The sequence below is a fragment of the Amycolatopsis saalfeldensis genome (assembly GCF_900110575.1).
In the GTDB taxonomy this organism is placed as follows: Bacteria; Actinomycetota; Actinomycetes; order Mycobacteriales; family Pseudonocardiaceae; genus Amycolatopsis; species Amycolatopsis saalfeldensis.
Genome location: NZ_FOEF01000003.1, coordinates 37,232 through 55,374 on the forward strand (window position 1 = coordinate 37,232; position 18,143 = coordinate 55,374).

Here is an 18,143-nt window from a genome sequence, read left to right on the forward strand (position 1 = left end):
CGTGTCGTCGCCGGCCCCACTTGGCGCTTGCTCGGCTGGGCGGGGACGGTCCGCGGCTCGATTCGGAGTCGGCCGGATCGCTCTGGTCGCCGACTTTCCGGATGATGCTGTGCTGCGGGTCCTCGGGCGGCGATCAGCAGGCCGTGGCCGGACCGGGGTCTGGTGGGTCGCGAGGACGCACGAACCAGCCGGGCTTCAGGTGCCCCGTCGATCCTGGTGGGCCTGGATTTTCGCGACGCGGGCGGTGAGGCCGCGTCGACGGTTCACAGCGAGTTGCAGGTCCAGGGGGGCGACCGGTACGTCGTGTCCTTGCCAGCGCACGTGTTCGAGCCGGGCGGCGGCGGCCGGGCCCTGTTCGTGTGGCTCGGGCTCGTCCACGTCGGCGTGCACCCCCGCGATCCATTCGAGCAGGCAGCCGGCGAAGGCCCGGCCACCGCGGTCGGCGATCCAGCCGGTCATGGTGGTGACCGGCTCGACCAGGAGGTCTTCGAGGAGGGTTCCGGCGAGCTGGGCGTCGTCGACCCGGAAGTCCAGATCGCCGGGCCCGACCTCGATCCCGCGCACGGCCAGGGCGCCGGAGCCGTAGAGGAACCAGCGCAGCCGGCTGCCCTCGGCCCGTTCCAGGAAGACCTCCAGTCCCTCGCGCCACGGCACGGGGCGCCGCCGGGCGCTCTGCAACAGCATCTCCGGCAGCCGGCGGGCGAAGTTGGCGTGCGTGCGCCGGATATCCCCGGTCGCGGACAGGCGGCGGGTGAACCGGCCGGCGGAGGTGGGCGTGAAACCCATGTGCCGCAGCCTTTCCCGGTAAAGCGGATCGTCGGTGCGAACCTCGTAGACCGCCTGGCCGCCGCGGATCTCCACCGAGGTGGCCAGCCCCGCCGCGGGGCGCAGGACCTGGTCCCCGCTACGCACCGGGGCCCGCCTGGCGAAGTCCCTCGATGCCCGCGCAGAGCAGCCGGACGCTCTGCGCGAACGTCTCGTCCGGCTCGTGCAACGACGCGCTCGCGATGGTCAGGGGGAACCGTTCGCCGAGGTCCGCGAACGCGGCGGCGTCGACGGCCGGGGCGGCCGATTCGCTCTGCTCCTGCAGCACGAAACCGGTGACGTAGCTGAGCAGCGCGTCCGCGCCGATGATCCGGTGCGGTTCGGGCACTCCGGCGTCGGCCAGGGTCCGCAGCAGGCGTTCCATCACCGACAAGGCGCCGGTGCTCAGCACTTTCGGGCTGTCGGCGAGCAGGATCGCGCCGCCGGGGTGCCGTTTGATGCTTTCGCGCAACGTCGAGGCCTGCGCTTCGACGCGCGCCGTCCAGTCCGCGTCTTCGGCGAGCCCGGCCAGCGCGGCGGTCCCGGCGTCGTAGGCCTGCCGGGCGACCCGGTCGGCCATCAGCTGGAGCAGGACGCCCTTGCTCCGCACGTGGTAGTAGAGGCTCCCGGCGTGCACGTCGAGCCGCTCGGCCACCTGCCGCATGGACAGGGCCTGATACCCCACCTCGGCGAAGGCGGTCATGCCCGCGTCGATGATCCGGTCCGTGGTCAGCTTCACACCGCCAGCGTAGCGCATCTTTCAAACAGTGTTTGAAACTGGCCGCGACAGCTGTTACGGTCGTCCTCAGCAGATTCAAACGGTGTTCGAAAACTGGGGGCTCACATGGACGCGGTGCTGTTCAACCTGACCACGGGCGCACTGATGGTGCTGATCTTCCTCGGCGGCCGGACGGTGGTCGGCGTCGAGACGGTGACGAGACGGCGCATCCCGTGGTTCGCCGTGGGGCTGACCGTGGTGGCGGTCGCCGGGATCGTCACGCAGCTGTGCTGGAGCGGCGCGATGGACTTCTTCGACTCCGACCCGGCCAAGTCGGGCTGGTGGCGGATCGTCACGTCGGTGTTCATGCAGAACGGCGGTCTGCTCGGGGACGCCTTCAACCTGGTCACGCTCGCCGTGATCGCAGCGCTGGCCGAGTGGTTCTGGCGCGGCCCGCTGATGCTGGCGCTGTTCGCCGGCGGGATCTTCCTGCCCCAGCTCGTCGACACGCTGTTCGGCGCGACCGGCGGCAGCACCGACCCGCGCAACTTCGCTGGCAGCTCCGGCGCGACGTACTTCCTCGGCGCGACCCTGGCCGCCGCCCTGCTGCTGCGCAGCCGCGTGGTCAAGGAGCGGCTGCTCGGGGCGAGCGTCCCGGTGCTCGGCCTGGCGCTGTGGTTCGCCCAGGAGAACGGGCACGGGCTGGTGGCGGCGTACGGATTCGTGCTCGGCGCCGTGGTCTGGCTCGCCGGCCGCCGGGTGCTCGACCCGGAGCGCGACCTCACGCGGGCGCCGCGCCGGACGGTGGGCTCGGTGACCGCGATCGTCCGGAAGCCGCGCGCGGGCGTCTGATCCGGAAAGCCTTGCCGCTGCGGGAGTTCGTGACCGGGGCTGGGCCGTCGGAGCGGTGCGTCCGTGTGCGGGCCTCGTGCTGGGCGGTGAGTTCGGTGGCTGCGATTGCGCGGGAGTCGCGTGTGGGTGTCTGGCCGTGATGGCCTTGCTGCCGTGGGGGTCCGCGACTGGAGCCGGGTCGTTGGTGCAGCGCGTCCGTGCGCGGGTCCCGTGCCGGACGGTGGGCTCGGTGACCGCGATCGTCCGGAAGCCGCGCGCGGGCGTCTGATCCGGAAAGCCTTGCCACCGCGGGAATCCACGAGCGGGGACCAGGCCGTCAGCGCAGTGCGTCCGTCTCGATCGCGGCGGCGCGCAGCGCGTCGGCCAGCCGCGCGGTCGGCTCGGGCAGTGCCCCGGGCAGCCGGGCGAGCACGATGCGGCGTTGTTCGGCCGGCCCGCCGCGCACGGGCAGGATCCGCACCCCGCCGGGCACCACGGAGGTGAGCGCGGTGGGCACGGTGGTGATGCCGCAGCCGGCGGCGACCAGGTTCAGCTTGGCCAGCCAGTCGCGGGCGGTGTGCGCGATCACGGGCCGCTCGTCCAGACCGGGCCAGGTCCCCATCGCCCGTTCGTCGCCCGAGGCCGAACCGGCGATCCAGCGCTGACCGTGCAGATCGGCCACGTCGACGAACTCGCCCTTGGCCAGCGGATGCCCGGCCGGCACGGCGACGCGCAGGCTGCGTTCGGTCAGCGTCCGCAGCCGCAGGGCCGGCGTTTCGGTGTCGGGCGGGCGAAACGGCGGGGCCGAGGCCAGCAGCGCCAGGTCGACGGTGCCGGCGCGCAACGCCCGGACCAGCGCGGGCGTGCTGCCTTCGCGGGTGGTCACGGTGATGGCCGGATGGGTGCGCTGCAGCGCGGCCAGCGCCCGGGGCACCAGCACGGCCCCGGCACTGGTGAACCAGCCCAGCCGCACCGTGGCGGGTTCGCCGGGCGCCCCGGCCAGTTCCCGCGCGGTGGCGTCGATCTGGTCGATCACGGTGGCGGCGCGGCGCAGCACGATCCGGCCGGCCGCGGTCAGGCGGACCCCGTCGTGGCGGCGCTCCAGCAGCGACGAGCCCGCCGCGCGCTCCAGCGCGGCGATCTGCCGGGACACCGCGGACTGGGTGTAGCCGAGCGCGGTGGCCGCGGCGGTGAGCGTGCCCCGCTCGGCCACCTCGCGGAACACCCGCAGTGCGGTCAGCGACGCGTCGGCGAAGGCCATGACGTTTGAGCATACCTCGCTTGAGTTTTTCTCGTTGGTGGCATGCCCGCGGGCGACCTAGCGTGGTGGCATGAAACTGATCCACACTCCTTTCGTTTTCGCCGCCACCGCCGCCGAAGCCGCCGCGGGCATCGACCTGACCGGCCGGCGGGCGGTGGCGACCGGCGCGGAAGTCACCCCGGCGGTCCGGGACGTCGAGGCGGGCGAGCGCGCCGCCGAGGACATCACCGCGACCACCGGCAGCACCGCGCTGCGCGTCGCCCGGCTCGACCTCACCGAGCCCGCTTCCCTCACGGCGTTCACCGCGGCGTGGGACGGGCCGCTGCACGTGCTGGTCGCCAACGCCGGCGTGATGGCCTGCCCCGAGCAGCACACCGAGCAGGGCTGGGAGTGGCAGTTCGCCACCAACCACCTCGATCACTTCGCACTGGCCACCGGTCTGCACGCGGCGCTGGCCGCCGACGGGGCCGCCCGCTTCGTGATGGTCAGCTCCAGCGGCCACCAGCTTTCGCCGGTGGTCTTCGACGACGTCCACTTCGCCTTCCGCCCGTACGATCCGTGGCTGGCCTACGGTCAGTCCAAGACGGCGAACGCGCTGATGCCCGGCGCGATCCGCACCAACCTGCAACGCCACACCGGCGGCCGGGGCAGCGGCGCCGTTCCGCCCGAGCTGATCAAGACCCCGGAGCAGGGCGCGGCGACCTCGGTCGTGCTGGCCACCTCGCCGTTGCTGGACGGGGTCGGCGGCCGGTATTTCGCCGACAGCAACGAGACCGGGACCATCGACCGCCGTGGTGCCGCGCCGCCATTGCACGGGGTGGCCCGCTACGCACTGGACCCGGACAACGCCCGTCGCTTGTGGACCGTTTCCGAGCGCCTGCTCGCGACCGCCGGAGGACGGTCATGACCGCGAAAGTCGCCCTGGTCACCGGCGCCACCCAGGGGCTGGGCCTGGCCCTGGCCGAAGGGCTGGCCCAGCGGCTGACCCCCGAGGACACCGTCTACCTCACCGGACGCGACCTCGGCCGCGTCACCCAGGCGGTCGCCGCCCTGCCCGGGGGCGGCGCCCGGGTCCGCGGCGAGATCCTCGACGTCGCCCACCCCGAGGCCGCCGGACGCCTCGCCGCGCAGCTGGCCGACCGGCACGGCGGGGTCGACATCGTGTTCGGCAACGCCGTCATGCGGGTCGGCCCCGGCGACGACCCGCGCACGATCGTCGACGCCTACGCCGAGGTCAACAACTTCGGCACCACCCGGCTGCTGCGGGCGTTCGCCCCGCTGCTGCGGGACAACGGCCGGCTGCTCGTCGTGGCGAGCTCCCTCGGCACCCTGCACCAGCTCGCGCCCGTGCTGCACGACCGGTTCGCCGGACTGTCCTCATTGGACGAAGTCGACCGGCAGGTCGCCGCCTGGCGCGACGCGGTGCGCGACGGCAGCGCCCGGGCCGGGGCCTGGCCGGGGTTCGTCAACATCCCGTCCAAGATCGGCCAGGTCGCCGCCGTGCGCGCGCTGGCGCACCAGCGCCGCGAGCGGGACCTCGCTCGCGGCATCCTGCTGGCCGCCGTCTGCCCCGGCATGATGAACACCCCCACCTCCGCCCTGTGGTGGGACGTCGCCGGCGCCCCGACTCCGGCGCAGGCCGCGGCCGCGCTGCTGAAGCTCGCGTCCGGCCCGGCCGACCCCGCTCAGTACGGGCAGCTCGTGCGTGACGGCCGGACTTTGCCGTGGAGTCCCGGTTGACATTCACGAATCATCGGCGTGGTGTGGAAGAGAATCCGGGCGGTTTTCGCTTCGCCTTCGGCAATCGGCGCGGGTGGTTCGGGCAGAAGCGCGGAGCAACCAGGGCAGTTGCCGGCCGAGTTCAACTTCCGTCCCCTCCGGCGTCGTCTGGGGTTCAGGCGGTGCTGGTCGACTGAACGGCGTTCCTGACCGGCTCGCTCGTAGAGGACGAAGTGACACAATTCGCACAAGGCGGGGATGGTGACCCGCTGGCCTCGTTCACCGCCGAGGTCGAGGACATCAGGGCCAAGGCCGAGGAGATGTCCGAGCGGCTGCGCACCGCCACCGGGACGGCCCGGACGCCGGACGGCGCCGTGTCCGTGACGGTCGGCGCGGCCGGGGTCCTGCAGGGGATCACGTTCGGCGCCAAGGCTTACCACCGGCCGCCGGAGGCGCTCTCCGCGACGGTGATGCAGCTGATCGCGACCGCGCAGAAGCAGGTTTCGGCCGAGGTCTACGGCGCGTTCGGCGGACTGGTCGGCGGCCCGGACTCCGAGGCGATGTCGATCCTGCAGGAGTTCCTGCCCCAGCCGGACGAGGAGGAGGACGAGCCGGCGCCGCCCGCGCCCGCACCGCCACCTCCTCCGCCGCCGCACCAGCCGCCGCCACCTCCCGCGGCCGCATCGCCCCGTCAGCAGGAGAGCCCCCCGTCGGCCTCGCCGCGCCGCCCGCCCCGGTCGGCCCCGGTCGAGGACGACCTCGACAACAATCCTTGGTAGAAAGGCAAAACCGGTGGCAGGCAACGGTTTCTCGGTTATCCCGGACGAGCTGCACAAATTCAGCGGGTACCTCACCGGCACCACCGCGCCCGCGGTGAAGGAGGCCGCCAGCGGCGTGCACGGCGCGAACGGCTTCGACAACCAGGCGTTCGGCATCCTCCTCGCGCAGATCCTCGCCGTCCCGGCGCGGATCGCGATGGGGGTCGTCGCCGGCAACCTGGACAAGATCTCGGACGACGTCAACGCGACCGCGGACGCCACGAAAAAGGCCGCGGACGCCTACACCAACCAGGACGAAGCCGCTTCGAAAGGGCTCGGGACCTTCAAGGCGGAACTGAAACAATGACAGTCCCCATCACGTCCTCGAATTCGACGACCGGGGCCGGCGCGATCGACAGCTGGCACAGCGTGGCCTCGGCGATCACCGAGATCAAGACCGCGCACGGGGCCGACGCGGCGGCGATCGGCGTCGAGATCGGCGTGACGGTGATCGGCGCGATCGCCGACACCGCCGCGCTGGTGCTGGACCCGCTGGCGAAGCTGGTGTCGGCCGGCCTCGGCTGGCTGATCGAGCACATCTCGTTCCTCAAGGAGCCGCTCGACCAAGTGGCCGGCGACCCGGCGGAGATCAAGAAGCTGGCCGACGAGCTGCACAAGATCGGCGAGACGCTCCGCAACGCGGCGAAGGACCTGGACGCCACGCTCGCCGCCCAGGTCGCCAACTGGAAGGGCGACGGCTACGAGGCCTTCAAGAAGGAGGTCGAAACCCGGCGCGGGCAGATCGACGACTCCGGCCACTCCGTCGACATCGCCGGCTACGTGGTCGAGACCACGATGGCGCTGGTCACCGCGGTCCGCTCGCTGTTGCGCGACCTGATCACCACGGTGCTGGGCGACATCATCGCCACGGTGCTGGTCGGGCTGGCCATGGCGGCGTTCACTTTCGGCGCTTCGCTGGTCGCGGCGGTGGGCACGAGCGTCGCGCTGGCGGCGGCGCAGGCGGTGTCGTTCGCCGCGAAGCTGGCCAAGCTGATGGGCCTGGGGGAGCGCACCGTCGGACGGCTGGTCAAGCTTTCCGCCTCGATCAAGCCGGTCCCGAAGACCGGCGGGGCGGCGGGCCACGAGCTGACCTCGATCACCCCGCACCCGGGGGGCACGGGCACGCCGCACACCGAGACCCCGCCCGGGACGCCGGCTCCCCACGGCGAGACGCCGGAGGGCACCCCGCCGCCGACGCCGCACGACGAGACCCCGCCGCCCACCCCGCACGACAAGACCCCGCCGGGCACCCCGCACAACGACGAAGACGACGTGCTGAACGACTGGGTGAACGCGGACAACCACTTCAACGGCCCGCACGACCCGCCGCCGGGTCAGCACAACCCGCCGCACGAGGACACGCCCAACCCCCACGACGACACCTCCGGCACCCACGACGGCCCGCCGCCGACTCCGCACGAGGACGCGCCGACTCCCCACGACGACACGCCGAACCCGCACGACGAGGGCACGAACACCTCCGGGGACCACACCGAGACCCCGCCGGCGAAGCCCCCGGAACCGCAGTCGCCGCTCAAGCCGTGGGAAATCAAGAAGATGAAGGCGCACGAGGACTGGCTGAAGGGCGCGAGCTGGGACAAGGTCAAGTGGGTCGAGAACCAGTTCAAGAACAACCCGAAGCTCCAGCAGTACTACCCGGTGCTCAAGGGCCTGTCGGATGCCAAGAGCAGTAAGAACTTCGTCGGCTGGGTCGGCAAGGACTTCGTGAACATCGACAAGGCGCTCACCGACATCCAGATGCAGGCCGACGCCGCCTGGGCGGATTCGGACAAGCAGTGGCGCGAGCAGCACCCGGACCCGGCCGGGCCCGCCCCGGCCGATTCCGGCCAGCAGAAGGCCTGACCGCCCGGTTTCCCCGCTGTACCACCGAGATCCCGCTGCCGCCCGGTTTCCCCGGCCGGCAGCGGGATTTCGCGTCTTCGTGAGAGCGCACTTGCATGAACGTGTGCGAGTCATCTACAGTCATGCGAGTCAGCTCTTACGAAGGGGATTCACCGATGACCGCCTCAGCCACCACCAGCCGTACCCGGACCATCGACCTGGCTGACGGCTTGTCCGTCACCGTCCACGAGTTCGGCGAGAACACCGACGGGCAGGCCGTGCTCGTGCTGCACGGCGGCGCCGGGCCCCGCTCGGTGGCCGGTCTCGCGACCGCGATGTCCGAGCACGTGTACACCGTCGCCCCGATCCACCCCGGTTTCGACGGCACGCCGCGGCCGGAGTGGGCGGACAGCTACGAAGACCTGGCCTGGGCTTACCTGGACCTGCTCGACCGGCTCGACCTGAACGGGGTCATGGTGATCGGCAACTCCCTCGGCGGCCAGATCGCCACCGAGATGGCGCTGCGCGACACCCGCGGCCGCGTGGGCTGCCTGGTCCTGCTCAACGCGTCGGGACCGCAGCCTGACGACGAGGCTGACATCGTCGACATCCGGACCATTCCGCCGCTGGAAATCGGCGGGCTGTCCTTCGCGAACGCGGCGTTCCGTCCGGACATGACGAAGCTGACCGACGAGCAGCGGGCCGGCCTGGCCGCGAACCAGAAGACCCAGGCCCGGTACGCGGGCGAAAACTTCCTCTACGACCCGAAGATCCGCCGCCGCCTGCACCGCGTCACGATGCCGGTGCTGGTGGTCTGGGGCGAGCAGGACGGCATCTTCACCGCCCGCTACGGCCGCACGTACGCGGACGCGTTCCCGAACAGCCGCTTCGTGCCGGTCGAGGGCGCCGGGCACTTCCCGCAGATCGAGCAGCTCGGCGCCACCCTCGGTGCCATCGGCGATTTCGTCGACACCGTGGTGAAGCCGGACGAGAACGCCTGATCACCCGTCTCGCCGCGCCGGGGGCTGTGCCGCCCCGGCGCGGCGTTTTCGTGTCCAGGCAAGGAAACCGCCGCCCCGAGGCCTCACTTCTTTCGCTTACGCCGTCCCGGGTTCTCCTGGGCGAAGGCCCGGGTGAGCGTGGCCGCCGTGGCGACGGCGCTGGCGATCGCGTCCTCTGGGGCCAGCCCGGCCAGGTCGATCAGGGTGAACAGCGCCTCGGCGCTGACGACCACCGCCAGGCTGCGGTGCAACTGCGTCAGCGCGGGGCTGTCCGGGTCGTGGGTCGCGGCCAGCGGGGCCAGCGCGTCTTCGATCAGGCCGAACCGCAGGCCCGGGCGGGCGGCGGGGCCCGGCCGGGCGACGGTGGCGGCGATCATCGCGCGCACCACGCCCTGGCGCGCGAGCACGTGCCGCAGCAGGAACTCGGCCGCGGCCGCCACCCGTTCGACCGGGTCTTCGGAGCCCTCGACCGACGCCAGCGCTTCGGCCGACGTGGGCAGCTGGCCGGCGATCGCCTCCTTCAGCAGGCTGGCCAGGTCCGGGAAGTAGCGGTACGCGGTCGCTTCGGAAACCAGGGCCGCCTTGGCGATCTCGGGCATGGTCACCTCGCGGCCGGTGCGGCTCAGCTCGGCCGCGGCCGACACGATCGCGCGGTGCGTGCGCAGCTTCTGGTTCACGCGGCCACTGGTGGTCGGCTCGGTCATCGCTCGCCCCTTCCGTCTGCGGCCAGTTTAGCGGGTCGACTCCGACAATGAGAGCACACTTGCATAATAGGCGATTCGCCCACGGCCGATGAGCCCCCTCGTTCGCGCGGTCGAGGCCGGGCCCGCGAGTTCGTCCTCGAGGCCGATCACCGCCGGCGCCCGGTTGCGGAGACTGGGCGGACAAGCCGAAGGAGGCCCATCCCATGTCCCGTGTGTTGCGTGACAAAACCGAAGTGTCCTGGAATCGCCTGGTCCCGCGAACGGTCGGCCGGGCCTGGTTCAACGTCGCGCTGGCCGTCGCCGCGGTCGGCTTCATCGCCGCCTCGTTCATCGTCAGCTACGACGGGCGCTGGCAGACCGGCGTCCCGTTCGGGGTGGCGCTGGTGTGCTCCCTGACGCTCGTCCCGCGGGCGATCGCGGGGCTCGTGATCCTGCGGCGGGAGGCCGCCGCCCGCGATCGGTGAGCCAAGCGGTTCAGGAGCGATCGGTGGATCGGTTGGCGGATCTCGGACGTTCCGCTGGTCAGCGCCCCGGCCGGTCACCCACAGGCGTGGACGGCGGCGGGCCGCCCATCGGCGGCGCCCGCCGCGGCGAATGACCGGTGATCCACGAGCACGGGCCGGCCGGCCCGCGCCGGGGATCGGTCCGCTGTTCGACCGAGGAGAAGGAGCACCACTGTGAGCACACTTCGCCGTCGTTTTCTCGCGGGGGCCGTCGTGCCGGCCGCGGCACTCGGTTTGCTGTTCGCCGTGCCCGGCCCGGCGTTCGCCTCGACCACGGCCGCGCCGCCGGCGGCCGAATCCGTCACCGGCCACGGCCACCACCGCGGCTCGGGCCTGGACCTGAGCATCCTGCTCGGCCTCCACCTCGGCCTCGGCGGGCACTGGCACGGCGGGCACTGCGGCCTGCTCGGCTGTTACCTCGACGACTGACGACACCGCACGGCTCCCTCCCCAATGGCGGTTCACGAAGCGGGGCAACGGGTTTCGCACCCGTTGCCCCGCTTCGTTTCGTCTGCGCGCCGATCAGTCGAAGGTGAAGGAGTAGGCCTGCAAGCCCGGGCTCAGGGTGAGCGACAGCTGTCCACTGTGGATTTCCGACCTCCGGGTCAGCCGGTAGCGGTTCGGGGCCCGCCCCCCGCCTCAGAACAGGCGGGCCTGCCGTCACCGTGCGTAGAGTCAGGCCCATGCCAGGGGAAGAAGGCCTGTTCACCGAGGGTGTCACGCAGGGGCTGAGCGCCGCCGAAGTGGCGGAGCGGATCGCCGGGGGGCGGACCAACGACGTGCCCTCGCGGGTGAGCCGCGGCAGCTGGGAGATCGTGCGGGCGAACGTGTTCACCCGGATCAACGCGATCTTCGGGGTGCTGGCGGTGATCATCTTTTCCACCGGGTACCTGCTCGACGGGTTGTTCGCCGGGCTGATCGTGGCCAACAGCGTGGTCGGGATCGTGCAGGAGCTGCGGGCGAAGCGGACGCTGGACCGGCTGGTGATCGTCGGGCAGGTGCGCCCGACCGTGCGGCGGGACGGCGTGAGCCGGGAGGTGCCGCCGGGGGAGCTGGTCGTCGACGACGTGGTCGAGGTCGGCGCGGGGGACCAGATCGTGGTGGACGGCGAGGTGCTGGCGGCGGAAGCCCTCGAGGTGGACGAGTCGCTGCTCACCGGCGAGTCGGACCCGGTCGTCAAGCATCCGGGCGAAGAGGTCATGTCGGGCAGCTTCGTGGTGGCGGGCAGCGGGGCGTACCGGGCGACGAAGGTGGGCCGGGAGTCCTACGCGGTGCGGCTGGCCGAGGAGGCCGGGCAGTTCACCCTCGTCGATTCCGAGCTGCGGCGGGGGATCGACAAGATCCTGAAGGTCGTCACCTACGTGCTGGTGCCCGCCGGCGCGCTGTCGATCTACAACCAGCTTTCCGGCTCGCAGGCCCTGCCCGACGCGCTCCGCGGAATGGTGGCCGCGCTGGTCCCGATGGTGCCGGAGGGCCTGATCCTGCTGACCTCGGTCGCGTTCGCGGTCGGCGTCGTGCGGCTGGGCGGGCGGCAGTGCCTGGTCAACGAGCTGCCCGCGATCGAGGGGCTGGCGCGGGTGGACGTCGTGTGCGCCGACAAGACCGGCACGCTCACGGAGAACGCGATGCGGCTGGCGGAGGTGCGGCCGCTCGGCGAGCCGGACGTCGCCCCCGAGACCGTGCTGGCCGCGCTGGCCGCCGCGGACCCCCGCCCGAACGCCAGCCTGCTGGCGATCGCGGAGGCGAGCCCGCCCGCGCCCGGCTGGACCGCGGGGTCGGTGACGCCGTTCTCCTCCGCGCGCAAATGGAGCGGCGCGAGCTTCGGCGAGCACGGCGACTGGGTGCTCGGCGCGCCCGACGTGCTGCTGGACGCGGGCTCGGCGGAGCGCGCGGAGGCGGAGCGGATCGGCGCGCGCGGGCTGCGGGTGCTGTTGCTCGGCCGGGCCGGCCCGGCGGCCGGCGCGCCGGGCGGCGTGACCCCGGTGGCGCTGGTCGTGCTGGAGCAGAAGATCCGCGACGACGCGCGCGAGACGTTGGACTACTTCGCCGAGCAGGGTGTCGCGGTCAAGGTGATCTCCGGTGACAACGCCGTTTCCGTCGGCGCGGTCGCCCGCACGCTGGGGCTGCCCGGTGCCGACACTCCGGTGGACGCCCGGACGCTGCCCGAAGACCCCGGACAGCTGGCCGGGGAGCTGGAAGGCGCCGCCGTGTTCGGCCGCGTCACCCCGGCCCAGAAACGGGCCATGGTCGCGGCCCTGCAATCGCGCGGGCACACGGTCGCGATGACCGGCGACGGCGTCAACGACGTGCTCGCGCTCAAGGACGCGGACGTCGGTGTGGCGATGGGCGCGGGCAGCCCGGCCACCCGCTCGGTGGCGCAGATAGTCTTGCTGGACAACGCTTTCGCGACCTTGCCGTACGTCGTGGGCGAAGGACGGCGGGTGATCGGCAACATCGAGCGGGTCGCCAGCCTGTTCCTCACCAAGACGGTCTATTCGGTGCTGCTGGCCCTGATCGTGGGCGTCCCCGGCCTGATCGGCTACGACGCGGTGCCGTACCCGTTCCTGCCCCGGCACGTCACGATCGTCGGCTGGTTCACCATCGGCCTGCCCGCCTTCGTGCTGTCGCTGGCGCCCAACAACGATCGGGCCCGCGGCGGGTTCGTGGGCCGGGTGCTGCGGACGGCGGTGCCGGCCGGGATCGTGATCGGGGCCGCCTCCTTCACCGCGTACGTCCTGGTGCATTCCGGCGCGACCGACCAGGTCCAGGCGAGCACGACCGCGCTGATCACGGTGATGGCGCTCGCGCTGTGGGTGCTGGGTGTCGTCGCCCGGCCGTACACCTGGTGGAAGGCCGGGCTGGTCGCGGCGATGGTCCTGATCTCCGGGCTGATGTTCGTGGTGCCGCTGAGCCGGCGCCTTTTCCTGCTGGACCCGGGCAACGGCGCGTACACGCTGACCGCGCTGGCCTGCGCCGCGGCGGGCATCGTCCTGATCGAACTCAGCCGCTGGATCGCCGGCGGGCTGCGTCGGGACCGGCCCGCGGCGGCTGCTAATTTCGACGGCGGCCGATGATCGCCGGCGCTGCCGGTTTACCTGGGTGGAGTTTCGAGTCGTGAGTAATCCGCTGGTTGCGCCGGTGAAGGATTCGACGACGGGGGTGTCCGGCGTTCCCTTGCTGGAGGATGCGACGGGGCTGAAGTCGGCGATCGAGAGCAAGGACTGGGCCGGGGTCGCGATGGGTGCGGTGGGGACCGCGCTGGACGCTTTGACCGCGGTGATGGACCCGTTCGGCGCGATCTTCGCCGCTGGGGTGGGCTGGTTGATCGAGCACGTGGGCCCCTTGAAGGAGGCGTTGAACGCGCTGACCGGGGACGCGGACCAGATCGCGGCGCAGTCGGAGACGTGGGCGAACGTCGCCAAGGAACTCGAGAGCGTCTCGGCGGAGCTGGCGGATCTGGTCAAAAAGGACCTGCAGAGCTGGACGGGCGAAGCGGCGGACGCGTATCGCCAGAAGGCGGCGGACACCTCGGCGTTGATCGCCAGCGCGCAGAAAGGCTGCGAGGGCGCCGGAAGCGGCGTCAAGACCGCGGGCGAGGTCGTCGCCGCAGTCCGCACCCTGGTGCGCGACACCATCGCCCAGCTGGTGGGGCACCTGATCTCGTGGGCGTTGCAGGTGGTGTTCACCCTCGGCATCGGCATGACCTGGGTGGTGCCGCAGGTCATCGCCGCGGTGACGAAAACCGCGTCGAAGATCACTCAGGTCACCACGAAGCTGGTGAAGGCGATCAAGGCGCTGGTGCCGCTGCTGAAGAAGGCCGGGACCCTGTTCGAGGACGCCGGGAAGGCGTTGAAGGGCATCAAGGGCGGCGAGGTCAAGGCGCCCCCGAAGCCCAAGGACATCACCACCCCGAAAGGGGAGCCGGGCAAGGGCGGGGACTCGACCACCCCTTCCGGTGACCACACCCCGCCGAAGGACGACTCGACCAGCCCGTCCGGCGATCACACCCCGCCCAAGGACGATTCGACCAAGCCGTCCGGCGACCACAATCCGCCGAAGGACGATTCCGGCGGCAAGTCCGGCGACCCTCATGCGCCGAAGGACGACGCCGAAGCGCCGCCGCCCGAGAACCGGCCCGGGGACGGCGACAAGAAGCCGCCGGAGCAGGACCGGTCGATCGAGAGCGAGAACGACCGCCCGCGGGCCGACGACAAGAAGGCCGAGGAACGGGAGGACTGCGGCGACCCGATCGACATCGCCACCGGGCAGATGATCCTGAGCCAGGTGGACGTCGAACTGGCCGGCCTGCTCCCGCTCGTGCTCTCCCGAACGCACGTTTCGACCTACCGGCTCGGGCGCTCCTTCGGGCCCGGCTGGGCGTCCACTGTGGACCAGCGGATCGAGCTGGCGCCGGACGGGATGGTGCACTTCGCCGCCGAGGACGGTTTGCTGCTGCGGTATCCGTCCGTGCCGGATGCGGGCGCCGGGGTGCTGCCGGTGTCCGGCCCGAGGTGGCCGTTGCGGCGCACCGACCGGGGTTTCGCGATCCGGCGCACGGATTCCGAGAGCCTGCTGCACTTCGTGGACGACGGCTCCGGACGGCTGCCGATCAGCGGCGTGACCGACGGCGACGGGAACCAGTTCGACTTCCAGCGCGACGAAAACGGCACGCCGGAAGGCATCGTGCATTCGGCGGGGTACCGCGTCGCCGTGGACACCGAGGACGGCCTGATCCTGCAGTTCCGCCTGCTGACCGCCGAGGGTGACGTGTCGCTCGTGGTCTTCGGCTACGACGAGCACCGCCGGCTCACCGAGGTGGTGAACTCCTCCGGCTTGGCGCAGCGGTTCCGCTACGACGCCGAAGGCCACCTGGTCGGCTGGGAGGACCGCAACGGCATGTCCTACCGCTACCGTTACGACGCCGAAGGCCGCTGCGTCGAGACCGAGGGCGCGGACGGCTACCTCAGCTACCGGTTCGACTACGGGCACCTCGTCACGCGGGTCACCGATTCCCTCGGCCACGTAAGGGTTTTCGAGCTGGGCGAGGACTTCCGGGTGATCCGGGCGACCGACCCGCTCGGCCACGTGACACTGTCCACTTGGGACGAGACGGGCCTGCTGCTGTCCCGCACCGACCCGCTCGGGCGGACGACCCGCTACGCCTACGACGACGCCGGCCGGATGGTCGAGACGACCCGGCCGGACGGCAGCCGGGCCCGCACCGAGTACAACGCCTTCGGCCGCCCGGTCACCCTGGTGGACTTCGACGGCGGGGTGTGGCGGCGGGAGTACTCGCCGGACGGCCTGCTCACCGCGGAGATCGACCCTGCTGGGGCCCGCACCGGCTACGCGCGCGACGCCCGGACCACGGCGGTCACCGACGCGCTGGGCCGCACCACCCGGTTCGAGCACGACGCCGCCGGGCTGCCGGTCGCGGTCACCGATCCGCTCGGCGCGGTGACCCGCTACCGGTACGACCCGCTCGGCCGGCCGGCCGAGATCACCGATCCGCTGGGCGGCACCACCCGGCTGGCCTGGAGCGTCGAGGGCACCCTGGCCGAGCAGGTCCGGCCGGACGGCAGCAGACAGCTGCGGGCCTACGACGGCGAGGGCAACCTCCGGCGGGCCGGCGACTCGGAAGCGGGGACCAGCACCGGCATCGCGCACTTCGACCTGCCCGTGTCCCGCACCGCGCCGGACGGCAGCCGGCTGGCCTTCGGCTACGACACCGAGCTGCGGCTGACCTCGGTCACCAACGAGCAAGGCCGGGTTTGGCGCTACACCTTCGATCCCGCGGGGCGGCTGGCCGAGGAGACCGACTACGACGGCCGGACCACCACGTTCGCCTACGACGCGGCCGGTGATCTGACCGGCTACACCAACGGCGCGGGCCAGACCGTCCGGCTGGTCCGGGACGTGCTGGGCAACATCGTGGAACGGCACAGCGAAGGCGTGCTCACCCGTTACTCCTACGACGCCGCGGGCCGGGTCGTCCGCGCCGTCACCCCGCACACCGACCTGGTGCTGCAGTACGACCCGTCCGGGCGGGTGCTGTCCGAATCCCTGAACGGCCGGGTGCTGGCCTCGCGTTACGACGCCGCGGGCAACCGGGTCTGGCGGCGGACCCCGTCCGGGGCGGAAAGCACCTGGCAGTACGACCAGCGCGGGCGGCCGCTTTCGCTGCGCACCGGCAGCGGGCTGCTCCGGTTCGGCTACGACGCCGCCGGGCGTGAGGTCCAGCGCCAGCTCGGCCAGTCGGTGCGGCTCACCCAGACCTGGGACGAGACGCACCAGATGCGCGGGCAGACCATCGAGGCCGGCCCGGGCCGCGTGCTGCAGCAGCGCAGCTACGAGTACCGCGCGGACGGGCACCTCACCGAGGTGCACGACCGGCTGAGCGGGCCGCGGCGGTTCGACCTGGACGTGACCGGTCGGGTCACGGGGGTGACCGGGCCGGGCTGGACCGAGCGGTACGCCTACGCGCCGACCGGGGACCTCCTGCAGGCCACCTGGCCGAGCGCGCCCGCGACGAACGCGGAAACCTGGGCGGCGCACCAGGCTCAGGGCGCCCGTCAGTACGCCGGGACGCTGCTGGAGCGCGCCGGGAACGTGCACTACCGGCACGACGGCGAGGGCCGGATCGTGCAGCGGCAGGTGGAACGGGCCCCGGGCGTGCTCGACTCGTGGTCCTACGCCTGGGACGCCGAGGACCGGCTCGTCGGCGTGACGACCCCGGACGGGACGCCGTGGCGGTATCTGCACGACGGCCTCGGCCGCCGGGTGGCCAAGCAGCGGCTCGGCGGCGACGGCCGGGTCGCCGAGGAGGTGTGGTTCTGCTGGGACGGGACCGACCTCGTCGAGCAGGTCAGCGACGGGCGGCACGCGCTCGTGTGGGACTGGTCGCCGGACGGGATGCGGGTGCTCGGGCAGACCGAGCGGACCGCCGAGCCCGGCTCGGACCAGTGGCTGGACCGGCGGTTCTTCGCGATCGTGACCGATCTGGTCGGCTCGCCGGCCGAACTGCTGGACGCCCACGGCATCGTCGGGCAGCCCGCCCGCGCCACGCTCTGGGGCACCGCGCCGGCGGGTTCGGGCCCGGCCACGACGCCGCTGCGTTTCCCCGGGCAGTACCACGACCCGGAAACCGGGCTGCACCAGAACTTCCACCGGTACTACGACCCGGCCACCGGCCGCTACTGCACGCACGACCGGCTGGGCCTTTCCCCGGGCCCGAACTCGCGCAGCTACGTGCGCAACCCGACCGGCTGGACCGACCCGCTCGGCCTGGCCCCGTGCGATGCCAAGAACTACGCCGAAGCGGTCAAGGACTACCGGACGGCACTGGGCTGGACCAAGGAGAACAGCCCGCACCAGCTGAGCGGGGAACTGAACAAGGACTGGACGACCGTCGGCGTCGGCAAGCTGGCCTACGGCGAGAAGGACGATCTCAAGATCGTCGTGGACAAGGCCAACGGCTACCTGGTGGGCTACATCAAGAAGGGCGCCGACGGCGCGCCCGACGAGATCCACCACGTCGCCGAGGTGGACCCGAACAAGGTCGCGCCGGGCGCGGTCTCGAAGCCCTTCCACCCCGACGAAACCCTGACCTACAAGAACATGGGCAACATGGAGATCGGGCCCAAGGGTGTGAGCGGGGCGGTGACCAACATGATGGACAGCAGCAAGGGGGAGATGGGCTCGCTGAAGACCCTCGCCGCGACCATCGCGGAGGGCGGCCGGTCCAACTCCTACGCCAAGTCCGTCATCGAGGATCTGCGGGCGGGCAACGACGTCAAGGTCGGCCCGTACCGTGACGAGCTGGCCCACGACTGGGGGACGAAGAGCAACTCGTACCGGGACACGGGCAACAACCCCGACAACGAGCTGGCCCTGCTGAACCGGCCCAACGACCGGCCCACCGTCTGACCGCGGTGCCCGGCGG

The 18,143-nt window shown here is 71.9% G+C and carries 15 protein-coding genes and 1 pseudogene; 11 read left to right on the plus strand and 5 right to left on the minus strand.

Annotated features, from left to right (window positions below; genetic code table 11):
* Window positions 1-195 precede the first annotated feature (195 nt).
* Entirely contained in the window at window positions 196-912 is a 717-nt protein-coding gene (locus BMY97_RS07875; RefSeq protein WP_091614800.1) for a nucleotidyltransferase family protein, read from the minus strand.
* Window positions 905-1,543 (minus strand): TetR/AcrR family transcriptional regulator, encoded by a 639-nt coding sequence (locus BMY97_RS07880; protein WP_091616138.1) that lies wholly within the window; start codon window positions 1,541-1,543, stop codon window positions 905-907. Before BMY97_RS07880 ends, BMY97_RS07875 begins: the two co-directional genes overlap by 8 nt.
* Window positions 1,544-1,648: 105 nt before the next feature.
* Here BMY97_RS07880 and BMY97_RS07885 point away from each other — a divergent pair, with 105 nt between their 5' ends.
* Window positions 1,649-2,374: a hypothetical protein gene (locus tag BMY97_RS07885; protein WP_091614803.1), complete on the plus strand. Its 726-nt coding sequence runs from the start codon at window positions 1,649-1,651 to the stop codon at window positions 2,372-2,374.
* A gap of 316 nt (window positions 2,375-2,690) precedes the next feature.
* Here the strand turns inward: BMY97_RS07885 and BMY97_RS07890 are convergent, their stop codons facing one another.
* The gene (locus BMY97_RS07890; RefSeq protein WP_091614805.1) at window positions 2,691-3,614 is read right to left on the minus strand and encodes a LysR family transcriptional regulator; all 924 of its coding nucleotides are present in this window, start codon (window positions 3,612-3,614) and stop codon (window positions 2,691-2,693) included.
* Window positions 3,615-3,684: 70 nt separating this feature from the next.
* Between BMY97_RS07890 and BMY97_RS07895 the strand changes: the two genes are divergently transcribed.
* The 6 genes from BMY97_RS07895 to BMY97_RS07920 all read left to right on the plus strand — a co-directional run bounded on the left by BMY97_RS07895 (window position 3,685) and on the right by BMY97_RS07920 (window position 8,994).
* Window positions 3,685-4,521: an SDR family NAD(P)-dependent oxidoreductase gene (locus tag BMY97_RS07895; protein WP_091614808.1), complete on the plus strand. Its 837-nt coding sequence runs from the start codon at window positions 3,685-3,687 to the stop codon at window positions 4,519-4,521.
* Window positions 4,518-5,354, plus strand: a complete 837-nt coding sequence (locus BMY97_RS07900; RefSeq protein ID WP_091614810.1) for an SDR family NAD(P)-dependent oxidoreductase — start codon at window positions 4,518-4,520, stop codon at window positions 5,352-5,354. Before BMY97_RS07895 ends, BMY97_RS07900 begins: the two co-directional genes overlap by 4 nt.
* A 212-nt stretch (window positions 5,355-5,566) precedes the next feature.
* Window positions 5,567-6,112, plus strand: coding sequence for a YbaB/EbfC family nucleoid-associated protein (locus BMY97_RS07905; RefSeq protein WP_245787211.1), 546 nt, complete (start codon window positions 5,567-5,569; stop codon window positions 6,110-6,112).
* A 13-nt stretch (window positions 6,113-6,125) separates the two neighbouring features.
* Complete coding sequence (locus BMY97_RS07910; protein WP_091614813.1) at window positions 6,126-6,458, plus strand: hypothetical protein; 333 nt, start codon at window positions 6,126-6,128, stop codon at window positions 6,456-6,458.
* Window positions 6,455-8,014: a WXG100 family type VII secretion target gene (locus tag BMY97_RS07915; protein WP_091614815.1), complete on the plus strand. Its 1,560-nt coding sequence runs from the start codon at window positions 6,455-6,457 to the stop codon at window positions 8,012-8,014. Before BMY97_RS07910 ends, BMY97_RS07915 begins: the two co-directional genes overlap by 4 nt.
* Before the next feature lie 155 nt (window positions 8,015-8,169).
* Window positions 8,170-8,994, plus strand: a complete 825-nt coding sequence (locus BMY97_RS07920; RefSeq protein ID WP_091614818.1) for an alpha/beta fold hydrolase — start codon at window positions 8,170-8,172, stop codon at window positions 8,992-8,994.
* Window positions 8,995-9,077: 83 nt separating this feature from the next.
* On the opposite strand, the gene BMY97_RS07925 is transcribed toward BMY97_RS07920, so the two are convergent.
* Window positions 9,078-9,698: a TetR/AcrR family transcriptional regulator gene (locus tag BMY97_RS07925; RefSeq protein WP_091614820.1), complete on the minus strand. Its 621-nt coding sequence runs from the start codon at window positions 9,696-9,698 to the stop codon at window positions 9,078-9,080.
* A gap of 203 nt (window positions 9,699-9,901) precedes the next feature.
* Here BMY97_RS07925 and BMY97_RS07930 point away from each other — a divergent pair, with 203 nt between their 5' ends.
* Together BMY97_RS07930 and BMY97_RS07935 are read left to right on the plus strand one after the other, a co-directional pair.
* Window positions 9,902-10,162, plus strand: a complete 261-nt coding sequence (locus tag BMY97_RS07930) for a hypothetical protein (RefSeq protein WP_091614823.1) — start codon at window positions 9,902-9,904, stop codon at window positions 10,160-10,162.
* A gap of 213 nt (window positions 10,163-10,375) precedes the next feature.
* The gene (locus tag BMY97_RS07935; RefSeq protein ID WP_091614826.1) at window positions 10,376-10,630 is read left to right on the plus strand and encodes a hypothetical protein; all 255 of its coding nucleotides are present in this window, start codon (window positions 10,376-10,378) and stop codon (window positions 10,628-10,630) included.
* Window positions 10,631-10,723: 93 nt separating this feature from the next.
* On the opposite strand, the pseudogene BMY97_RS49520 reads toward BMY97_RS07935, so the two are convergent.
* Window positions 10,724-10,813: pseudogene (locus tag BMY97_RS49520) on the minus strand (hypothetical protein); the annotation flags it as partial.
* Window positions 10,814-10,884: 71 nt separating this feature from the next.
* Between BMY97_RS49520 and BMY97_RS07940 the strand changes: the two are divergent.
* A complete protein-coding gene (locus tag BMY97_RS07940) occupies window positions 10,885-13,275 on the plus strand; it encodes an HAD-IC family P-type ATPase (RefSeq protein ID WP_091614829.1) in 2,391 nt (796 codons plus the stop codon).
* Between the two features lie 40 nt (window positions 13,276-13,315).
* On the plus strand, window positions 13,316-18,127 hold the full coding sequence (locus BMY97_RS07945; protein WP_143086156.1) for a DUF6531 domain-containing protein: 4,812 nt from the start codon (window positions 13,316-13,318) through the stop codon (window positions 18,125-18,127).
* Window positions 18,128-18,143 lie beyond the last annotated feature (16 nt).